Raw genomic sequence first — 9,217 nt, 5'->3', positions numbered from 1 at the left:
GTCGAGCTTGCGCTACGTCCAACGTCAGTATACAGCAATTAGATTATCTAAATGGTGGGTTGTACTGGACTTGAACCAGTGACCCTCGCCTTGTAAGGGCGATGCTCTCCCAACTGAGCTAACAACCCATATCTAATTTACAAACAACACAATGTGTATAACGCTGCGTCGTTGTGGGGCGCTATTATAGGTGTAACAACAAAGGAGTCAATAGTTAGAATGAAAATTTCGTTCAGTTGCCTTAATTATAAGCAAAACAATTGGAATTCAATAGTTCTTCATTATAAAGGAAGAACAGTGAGGCTAACATAATAGGAAAAGCAAATCGTCAACTAAGATAAATAGACTTAGGGTAGGGGAGTTTTAATTGCTCTTTGTTTAGTATCTAGGGATTAAGGGTGTCACTATTCTACATTTTACTTTCTAGTATTTAAGGTTTTGTATAAAGAGGGAGATTTGTTGCATTGGGGTGGCTTAAAAATGAGCTAAAACAAAAGCTTTGATTGAACTGAAAGGGGGTTTTGTATATATTGTGCCCTCTTGGGTGTTTTTTAAAGCAGTTAGAAAAAACTTCACTAAAAATTGTTGACTTTATTCTTCTGCCTGCATAGAATGCGCCCCGCACTCAGCGATGCACGCCTTAATCGGCGTTGGCAGTTTGGGGCTATAGCTCAGCTGGGAGAGCGCCTCGCTGGCAGCGAGGAGGTCGACGGTTCGATCCCGTCTAGCTCCACCAAAACATCGTTGAATAAGTCCTAGTGACATTCTTTGGTTTTAGATTTCGAATATTTAAAATCAAAATTGTGTCCCCTTCGTCTAGAGGCCTAGGACACCGCCCTTTCACGGCGGTAACAGGGGTTCGAATCCCCTAGGGGACGCCACTTACTTTAAGTAAGTATCAAACTCACATGGTAAGAGTCTAAATAACCAGTCCTAGTGACACAAAATTGTTTTGTTATAATGAGGTTCGGTCTCGTGTACTCGTCCTTCACGCTAACAAAAAATTATTGAAGCAACACTTCAATAAGCAAATTTTTTGTCCCCTTCGTCTAGAGGCCTAGGACACCGCCCTTTCACGGCGGTAACAGGGGTTCGAATCCCCTAGGGGACGCCACTTACTTTAAGTAAGTACCAAGCTCGCATGGTAAGAGTATAAATAACCAGTCCTAGTGACACAAAATTGTGTCCCCTTCGTCTAGAGGCCTAGGACACCGCCCTTTCACGGCGGTAACAGGGGTTCGAATCCCCTAGGGGACGCCACTTATTTTTTTGAATACATTTCTATTATTTCCACCTTACTTGCTAATTAACAAGCCTTTGCTAACTTTTACTTTAATGCTGCGCTGAGATTTTTGGCAATTCTATGGACTCCTTTATAAATTAAGCTGTCTGTACACCTGTTCTAACAATGCTCATATTGGATATAAAGTGATTACTTATGGTTTAGCAGAAATACCTGCGAAAACGATTTAGGTTCATTCAATAGTTTGATATAGAACAATTTTCCATCACTATTGTCATGCTCGCGTAGAAGTAATAATTTATTATTGCTTTTTTATTTAGAGTGAGTTGCCATGGCTAAAGGAAGATCTAATTTTACAAATCGGGAGTATGACTATCCTAGCTCCTATAATTTATTGTCGACAACAAATACAAAAGGACAGATAAAATATGCAAACCCACAGTTTTGTGAGGTAGCAGGCTTTGAATTACACGAGCTAGAGGGCAAGCCACATAACATTGTACGACACCCAACAATGCCAAAAGCTGCTTTTCAAAACCTTTGGAATTACATTGAGTCGGGAAAGCCGTGGATGGGAATGGTAAAAAATCGCTGTAAAAACGGTGATCATTACTGGGTGAATGCTTATGTAACTCCTATAACAAATGGCTCTGGCCAAACCGTAGAATATCAGTCTGTTAGGACAAAACCAGACAGAAAAGTAATTAACCGCGCAGAAAAAATTTATCAAAAGCTCAATGATGGAGCTTCAGTAGAAAGCTTTACACGAGCATCCATGTCTCTGCCGACACAAATGATGCTCATTATTGGCGTCTTTTACATACTCAGTATGGTATTCGCTTCACTCCCGTCACCTTGGTCATACATTTTAGAAACTGTATTGGTAGTCGTGGCCTTATTTTTAACTTATCAGCGTCTTTCACCTGTCAGAGAGTTGAGTGAAAAAGCGCGTAAAGTTTATGATAACCCTCTGATGCAAAAAATCTATATCGATAAAGTAAACGATATTGCAGCAATTGAATTAGCTCTATTGGCGCGAGAATCTGAATTAAGAGCAGTGCTTGGAAGAGTGAAAGATGCCAGTGATACGGTAAGGGGACATGCTAAAGAAACGGTAGATGAGTGTGATAAAAGCGCCCAACTACTCAACAATCAACAAGCACAAACAGGCTCTCTGGCTACTGCTATCAATCAAATGACGGCAACAATTCAAGAGATAGCTTCAAATACTAACAATGCAGCCCAGCAATCAGAAGCGGCATTAAAGTCTGTTAAAGAGGGGAGTACAGCGGTAAATGATAATATGGAGACCAATTACACGCTTTCAGAAGAGTTGACGAAAACGCAATCCGATATAGAAGACCTTAATGCGCAAACGGTTAATATAGGCGGGGTTGTTGATGTGATCCGAGGTATCTCTGAACAGACTAACTTACTGGCCTTAAATGCTGCAATTGAGGCTGCACGAGCTGGCGAACAAGGGCGAGGGTTTGCTGTAGTTGCAGATGAAGTAAGAGCACTGGCACAACGTACTCAGGATTCCACAAAAGAAATTGACGATATAGTTGCAAACTTGCGGCAAAGGGCGGAAAGGGCAGTACAAGCGATTCAAAATGGCGTTGAAAAATCGAGCCAATGTGTAGAAAAAGCCGAAGGAACCAAAGCGTCATTAGACAGTATCAACGCCATAGTGAATGATATCTCAAGTTTGAATTACCAAATAGCAACCTCAACAGAGGAAATGTCGGGTGTGAGTAATGAACTAAATAACAATGCCGTCACGATTTCACAGTTGGCGACGGACTCATTAGAGAGCTCTGACAATTCATTAGCCACCATGGCAAATACACAAAAAGCATTAGCAGATCAAAAATCACTCGTTGACCAATTTATTGCGAAATTTCAGCGGTAATGCAAACCCGTGGCTTTAGTATACACGCTAAAGCCACTTCACACTTCACCCGCTTTATTAACCTTACCTTTTTAAACTACCTTGCTCTTTTCTTACTCGCATTGAACGAGTGACGATGTCCACTTACATGTAGAGTCGTTGCAACAATGGCTGAGAAGAGGGTTATTTTTCAAAGTCGAGATCCATTAATAGACATCAGGTCATAACGTTTTGTAACACTTCACAAGTTTCTATTGAATAGCGATTATGCCAAGTTATAAAAAGAGTTGATGGTTTGAAGTCGAGTCAATGTTAATCAGTGTAATTAACGTTAGTATAAATTAAAAAAGTACTAAAAATAACTAGTTGATTTAACTAACACTTTAAACAATTTTACAAGGAGATATGATGCTAACTGTGCATATTGTAGCCGGGGCATTTTTGTTGTTGTTTGGTATTGGCGCGTTGAGTTTTGCGAAAGGGAAGTCCAAACATAGGTGGTCTGGAAATCTATTTTTTCTGTCCTTATTAATCATGGCTGGGACTGCGGCATTTTTCAATGGTGGGGCCACAATGGCTTTACTCACCTTCTATTATGGGACGACTGCCTGGGCTGTTGTTTTAAGAAAAGAAAACTCAGTGGGTATATTTGAAGTACTGTCGATGTGTTTAATTGTCTACGTGAGTTTCAGCCTCTTTCAATTTGTGTTGACCGCCAATGATATTCCCCAAACTTTTAAAGTGATCTTTACGATTCATGCGTCTATTGCTGCATTGTCTGCTTGTTTAGATCTAAAAATGCTTTTAAATGGTGGGCTTTCTGGAAAGCACCGCATAGTTAGACACACGTGGAGAGCTTGTTTTGCTCTACTGGGCGCAGTCATGTCCTTCTCGTCTAACACATCAGATAGTTGGCCCGATTTTATTGATAGCAATGCGCTTATTTATCTCATGATAGGGGTTCTTTTTTATTGGTTGATTAGATTGCTGTTTACTAATAGGTATAACCAACTAAAACATTGTATTGGTAGTAGTATACTGATTAAAAGGTTGTCTGAGGCAAGACGGCTAATGTATGCAAAATAAATTATTTTTTTTGAGAATTGCAGTGGGGTAGAGGGCACCACTGCAAATCTTTTCTTTTAATCAGTCTTTTCTTTGTATTCACATAGGTCTTCAATGATACAGCTACCACACTTGGGCTTTCTGGCTGCACATATGTATCGGCCATGTAGGATCAACCAATGGTGCACATTTACTTTGAATTCCTTTGGGGCGACTTTTTCGAGCTTTTCTTCCACCGCGACCACATCTTTACCCATGGCAAGCTTAGTGCGACTGGATACGCGAAATATATGCGTATCAACGGCGATTGCTGGCCAGTCGAAATATAGTCAAGGTAGAGGCTATGGATCGTCTCTATAGCCAGGTAAGTAAATGGGTTCTAGTTGAGAAGCCTCATCTAGCCATTCCTTTACAAAAGGGCGGCTCAGTAAGATTTTTGTCCAGTTCTGAACATTTGGCCACCTTTCATCTGGTTGATAATGAGAAGTAAATCGAACTACTGAAGGTACAAACATAATATCGGCCAAAGAGTAGTTCCCGACGAGGTACTTCCCTTTAAATAGCGTAATAGAATCTTCCCAAATCGAATAGACGTTTTCTATTGCAGCTACTTCGGCATCAGATAAAGCTTTCTTTTCTGGATAAAAGGCACTTTCGAAAAATAAACAAGGACATATACGACCAAAGGTTGAATGTTGCCATGCCACTAATGATCTGGCTTTCGCTCGAGCTTTTATATCTTCAGGGAGCAGAGCGTTTGTGCCTAATTCACTCGCGTATTCCATGATGGCATTTGAGTCAAAAATAATAAATCCATTATCATCTAGAACAGGGATGGCTGCAGCAGGTGAAAAGTTGCCAATTTCTGCTAGGTTGCTCCAGCGCTGTGGCCTACGAATATCGACAATAATTTCTTTAAAAGGAATATCTTGCTCTTTTAAAGCCAGCCATGCGCGAAATGCCCAGCTAGATGCGTTCCTATTACCACTGTATAAAATTCTATTCACTTTAACCTCTTGTTATTAACAGCTAAGTACAATGTTTATTTTAGGTTTAAGTTAAGTTAGTATCGCTGCTAAATTAACTTCTGAGTGCATTTTTTTAGGCGTTATTCTTTAAAATGTGAAGGATTGTGGGCGTGGATGATTTTGATAGAGAGATTTTAAATATTATTCAATTCGATAGCAGAGTCAGTACCGAAGACATTGGCCATCAAATAGGTTTGTCTGCGTCAGCCTGTCAGCGAAGAATTAAAAAGCTTAAAGATTGGGGTATTATCAAAAAAGAAGTCGCGATAATTGACCGAGACAAGTTAGAAGGTTTTACGACTCTAATTGTAGATGTATGTTTGGAAAAAGGCGGAGAAAAAGCATTAGATGATTTTATCGAGCGCCTTAATCAAGAAAAGCGAGTGCAACAATTTTATTATACTGCAGGCGAAGTCGATTTCGTTTTAATCATCGTAGTCAAGAATATGAACGAGTTTGATAAACTATCTCGCCGTTTATTAATGTCTAATTCAAACGTTAAAAAGTTCCATTCTAAAGTTGTAATTCAGTCCAATAAATTAGGATTAGAAGTAGCAGTCTAATTATTCCGTTTTATCTTTAAATTCACACAAGTCTTCAATAATACAGCTACCACACTTGGGCTTTCTGGCTGTACATATGTATCGGCCATGTAGGATCAACCAATGGTGTACATCTACTTTGAATTCCTTTGGGACGACTTTTTCGAGTTTTTCTTCCACCGCGACCACATCTTTACCCATGGCAAATTTAGTGCGATTAGATACGCGAAATATATGCGTATCAACGGCGATTGTTGGCCAACCAAATGCACAATTTAATACGACATTGGCGGTTTTACGGCCTACACCAGGCAGTGCCTCGAGTGCTTCGCGGTTTTGCGGTACTTCAGAGCCATGTTTGTCGATAAGTATTTGACTCAGTTTATGTACATTATTGGCTTTAGAGTTAAATAAGCCTATGGTTTTGATGTACTCTTTTAGTCCTTCAACACCTAGCGCAACAATGGCTTCTGGGGTGTTTGCAACGGGAAAGAGCTTTCTAGTGGCTTTATTGACACCCACATCCGTGGCTTGTGCAGATAAAGTGACCGCAACTAATAGTTCAAACGGGGTCGTGTATTCGAGCTCTGATTTAGGGTTCGGGTTGTCCTCGCGCAACCGCGTGAGGATTTCAAGACGTTTTGTTTTATTCATGACGGTTTACTTGCAAGTTGTTAGGTGTAGTTGAGACATCTTGTTAAAACACCCACTCAATTGACTGTTGGGCGGGTGTTTTTGTTTATGTTATGTAAGGCTTGTAACGCGCGCGCGTGGCGCTTTTTCTGGGCTTGGATCCGGTTGGGCTTGGGCTTTTTTTCGCTCATCAAAATAGTTTTTAACCGCAATGATGAGCCCTAGACCCAAAAAGGCACCAGGTGGCAATATTGCCACTAAGAATTGATTATCAAAATCGATGATTGAAATACGCAGCGCCGTTGCCCATTCGCCGAGCAGTAACTCGGCGCCATCAAACAGTGTGCCTTGACCAATTACTTCGCGCATTGCTCCTAGGATCACCAATACAGCAGCAAAGCCCAGCCCCATCATGATGCCATCCCATGCTGAGAGCAACGGGGAATTTTTCGATGCATAGGCTTCTGCTCGTCCGATAATGGCGCAGTTAGTTACGATAAGGGGAATAAAGATCCCCAGAGACTGATAAAGGCCAAAGGTAAAAGCATTCATAAGTAATTCAATGATGGTTACAAATGCAGCGATGATCATGACAAATACAGGGATCCGAATGTCTTTTGGTACCCAGTTTCTGACGACTGAGACTGTCACATTTGAGCCAACTAAAACAAGCAAGGTCGCTATTCCCAAACCGAGCGCATTGGTCACTGTGCTGGTTACAGCGAGGAGGGGACATAAGCCCAGTAGCTGTACTAAGGCGGCATTATTTTTCCATAGACCTTCATGTGCTAGGGTTTTGAACTCGCTCATAGCGTCTCCTGCTGGCATAGGTTGTCTTGCGCAAAGAGCGCATCAAAGTTTTGATGCGCATACCATGTTGCGGCTCTTACTGATTTGACCACTGCTCTTGGTGTGATCGTGGCACCGGTAAACTGATCAAATTCGCCCCCATCTTTTTTGACGTTAAAGCGGGAGTCATTTTCACTGGTAACTTGCTGTCCATTAAATGAAAGAACCCAATCAGCCTTTTTAATTTCTACTTTGTCACCCAGCCCTGGCGTTTCCTTATGTTGCGTAATTCGAACACCTGCGATAGAGGCATTATTATATACCGCAGTGAGTATATTAATATTGCCACTGTAACCCTCTGGTGTAATGTGCTGAACTAATAAGGCGACAGGCTTTTCATCGAGCTTTGCACGATATATACGGTGTGGGCCATTGGGCCCAAGTTCTGGCGCACTGCTTTCAACGCAATCTAAATAGAGCTGATTGTTGTATTTACTCGTTGGAATAACTTGTGTCAGCGTTTGCATTAGGTGGTTTTTTTCTTGGGCTTCAATACGCGGCGCAGTAAGTTGTTGCACCAATGCTACGCTGCCCGTTGTTACCAGTGCAAATGCGGTGAGAATCGCACCATTTTTTTTCATTGATGCAAATATCATTTGCGAGCTCCATGTCCATAAGTGCGTGGCTGGGTATAGTGGTCTATTAAAGGAACAGCCATGTTCATTAATAATACTGAAAATGCAATCGCATCTGGGTAACCTCCAAACTGCCTAATTAAATAGACTAGTAGGCCAATTAAAGCACCGTAGATTAAGCGACCCAAGTTGGTTGTAGAGGCTGACACCGGATCCGTCGCGATAAAGAAAGCGCCAATCATAGTTGCACCACTCAATAAATGGAATGCAACGCCTGTGTGTCCACCAAGGACAAACCCTAGGGCGCTACAGGCGCTCAAAGACACCAACATCGCAACAGGAATATGCCAATTAATCACTTTTGCTTTTAGTAGGTAAAGCCCACCAAGCAAGTAAGCTAGATTTACCCATTGCCAGCCTTCACCTGCAAAGCGACTGAAAGCCAAGTTGTCCATCGCTTCTGAGCTGGTCATATTTTGAGATAAGGCCGTTTTTACATGGTCCAGCGGTGTAGCGCCCGTAGCACCATCGATGACTTGTCTCGCAACATCAAGACTTACGCCAGCTTGTGTTGTCTCAGTGAAGATAAGGCTCAACTGATCAACGAATGAGAGTGGGGTTGCCAACAGAGCATTTACAGGTTGCCATGCTGTCATTTGCACAGGAAAGGAAATAAGCAGCAATACGTAGGCTGCCATCGCAGGATTGAACAAGTTAAAACCTAGCCCGCCATATAACTGCTTTACGATAATAATGGCAAACACACTGCCTATGACAACGATCCACCATGGGGCGAGTGGAGGAATACTCACGGCAATCAGCACTCCTGTTAGCCAAGCACTACCATCGCTTAAAGTTGGCCATATTGGGCGATTGCGAACTTTTAAAATTGCGGCTTCAGCCGCACTGACACACATTAAGGCTAAAACGAGTTGTACAAGTACGCCAATACCAAAGAAGTAACTTTGTACCAAAATGCCTGGTACACAAGCTAACATCACGCAAGTCATTAACTTATTGACAGATTTGAGACTGTGGTTGTGAGGCGAGGAAGCCATGGTTAATTTCATGACAGGTCATTTCCTTCTTGTTCTTGGGCTTGTTTCTTTGCTTTTGCTCGTGCGACTGCTGCTTTTATCGCCGCTTTTCTTTTGTCTTCAGGGCTGAGTTGAGCGGTATCCGAATCCGTCTGTGGACTTGCTTCTTCTGTATTGCCACTTCCCTCAGCTTGTTTAGCCGCTTTTTTCGCTTTAGCACGAGCAATGGCGGCGGCAACGGCGGCTTTGCGCGGATCTTCCGGTTCAGCGTCCACTTCTGCGGCTGGCTCATCTGGTTGTTGCTGCGCTTCTTCAGCTTCCTTGGCGGCTTTTTTTCGCTTTGGCACGAGCAAT

At 42.1% G+C, this 9,217-nt stretch carries 8 protein-coding genes, 5 tRNA genes and 2 pseudogenes; 7 read left to right on the top strand and 8 right to left on the bottom strand.

Annotation, left to right across the window (positions count from 1 at the left end):
- Positions 1–52 precede the first annotated feature (52 nt).
- Positions 53–128 (bottom strand) — tRNA-Val (locus A7985_RS25215).
- Between the two features lie 532 nt (positions 129–660).
- Here A7985_RS25215 and A7985_RS25210 point away from each other — a divergent pair.
- From A7985_RS25210 to A7985_RS25185, 6 genes are all read left to right on the top strand, one after another.
- Positions 661–736: transfer RNA gene (locus A7985_RS25210), tRNA-Ala, on the top strand.
- Positions 737–805: 69 nt separating this feature from the next.
- Positions 806–881 (top strand) — tRNA-Glu (locus tag A7985_RS25205).
- A 157-nt stretch (positions 882–1,038) separates the two neighbouring features.
- A tRNA-Glu gene (locus A7985_RS25200) sits at positions 1,039–1,114 on the top strand.
- 70 nt (positions 1,115–1,184) lie between these two features.
- Positions 1,185–1,260 (top strand) — tRNA-Glu (locus tag A7985_RS25195).
- 314 nt (positions 1,261–1,574) lie between these two features.
- Positions 1,575–3,155: a methyl-accepting chemotaxis protein gene (locus tag A7985_RS25190; protein WP_065793138.1), complete on the top strand. Its 1,581-nt coding sequence runs from the start codon at positions 1,575–1,577 to the stop codon at positions 3,153–3,155.
- 384 nt (positions 3,156–3,539) lie between these two features.
- Complete coding sequence (locus A7985_RS25185) at positions 3,540–4,220, top strand: hypothetical protein (RefSeq protein WP_247684911.1); 681 nt, start codon at positions 3,540–3,542, stop codon at positions 4,218–4,220.
- A 56-nt stretch (positions 4,221–4,276) separates the two neighbouring features.
- On the opposite strand, the pseudogene A7985_RS25180 reads toward A7985_RS25185, so the two are convergent.
- Together A7985_RS25180 and A7985_RS25175 are read right to left on the bottom strand one after the other, a co-directional pair.
- Positions 4,277–4,522 (bottom strand): annotated as a pseudogene (locus A7985_RS25180) (endonuclease III); the annotation flags it as partial.
- 18 nt (positions 4,523–4,540) lie between these two features.
- Complete coding sequence (locus A7985_RS25175; RefSeq protein ID WP_065793136.1) at positions 4,541–5,206, bottom strand: glutathione S-transferase family protein; 666 nt, start codon at positions 5,204–5,206, stop codon at positions 4,541–4,543.
- Between the two features lie 131 nt (positions 5,207–5,337).
- Between A7985_RS25175 and A7985_RS25170 the strand changes: the two genes are divergently transcribed.
- Positions 5,338–5,790, top strand: a complete 453-nt coding sequence (locus tag A7985_RS25170; protein ID WP_065793135.1) for an Lrp/AsnC family transcriptional regulator — start codon at positions 5,338–5,340, stop codon at positions 5,788–5,790.
- Here the strand turns inward: A7985_RS25170 and nth are convergent, their stop codons facing one another.
- The 5 genes and pseudogenes from nth to A7985_RS25145 form a co-directional block, all read right to left on the bottom strand.
- Positions 5,791–6,423 carry an endonuclease III gene (nth, locus tag A7985_RS25165; protein ID WP_065793134.1) on the bottom strand — a complete coding sequence of 211 codons (633 nt, stop codon included), beginning with the start codon at positions 6,421–6,423 and terminating at the stop codon, positions 5,791–5,793.
- Between the two features lie 90 nt (positions 6,424–6,513).
- Entirely contained in the window at positions 6,514–7,212 is a 699-nt protein-coding gene (locus A7985_RS25160) for an electron transport complex subunit E (RefSeq protein WP_065793133.1), read from the bottom strand.
- The gene (rsxG, locus tag A7985_RS25155) at positions 7,209–7,847 is read right to left on the bottom strand and encodes an electron transport complex subunit RsxG (RefSeq protein WP_065793132.1); all 639 of its coding nucleotides are present in this window, start codon (positions 7,845–7,847) and stop codon (positions 7,209–7,211) included. The genes A7985_RS25160 and rsxG overlap by 4 nt, the downstream gene beginning before the upstream one ends.
- A complete protein-coding gene (gene rsxD / locus A7985_RS25150) occupies positions 7,844–8,896 on the bottom strand; it encodes an electron transport complex subunit RsxD (protein ID WP_065793131.1) in 1,053 nt (350 codons plus the stop codon). The genes rsxG and rsxD overlap by 4 nt, the downstream gene beginning before the upstream one ends.
- A pseudogene (locus A7985_RS25145) lies at positions 8,893–9,217 on the bottom strand (electron transport complex subunit RsxC); the annotation flags it as partial. The pseudogene A7985_RS25145 and the gene rsxD, both read right to left, overlap by 4 nt.

The organism is Pseudoalteromonas luteoviolacea, assembly GCF_001696455.1.
Classification (GTDB): domain Bacteria; phylum Pseudomonadota; class Gammaproteobacteria; order Enterobacterales; family Alteromonadaceae; genus Pseudoalteromonas; species Pseudoalteromonas luteoviolacea_C.
The sequence above is the reverse complement of the archived record's forward strand: the minus strand, read 5'-3'. Positions and strand labels throughout refer to the sequence as shown.

What these genes read in the sequence shown, in the direction of transcription:
- nth (WP_065793134.1), bottom strand. Translation starts at nt 6,423, where the DNA reads ATGAATAAAACAAAACGTCTTGAAATCCTCACGCGGTTGCGCGAGGAC.
- A7985_RS25190 (WP_065793138.1), top strand. Translation starts at nt 1,575, where the DNA reads ATGGCTAAAGGAAGATCTAATTTTACAAATCGGGAGTATGACTATCCT.
- A7985_RS25185 (WP_247684911.1), top strand. Translation starts at nt 3,540, where the DNA reads ATGATGCTAACTGTGCATATTGTAGCCGGGGCATTTTTGTTGTTGTTT.
- rsxD (WP_065793131.1), bottom strand. Translation starts at nt 8,896, where the DNA reads ATGAAATTAACCATGGCTTCCTCGCCTCACAACCACAGTCTCAAATCT.
- rsxG (WP_065793132.1), bottom strand. Translation starts at nt 7,847, where the DNA reads ATGATATTTGCATCAATGAAAAAAAATGGTGCGATTCTCACCGCATTT.
- A7985_RS25160 (WP_065793133.1), bottom strand. Translation starts at nt 7,212, where the DNA reads ATGAGCGAGTTCAAAACCCTAGCACATGAAGGTCTATGGAAAAATAAT.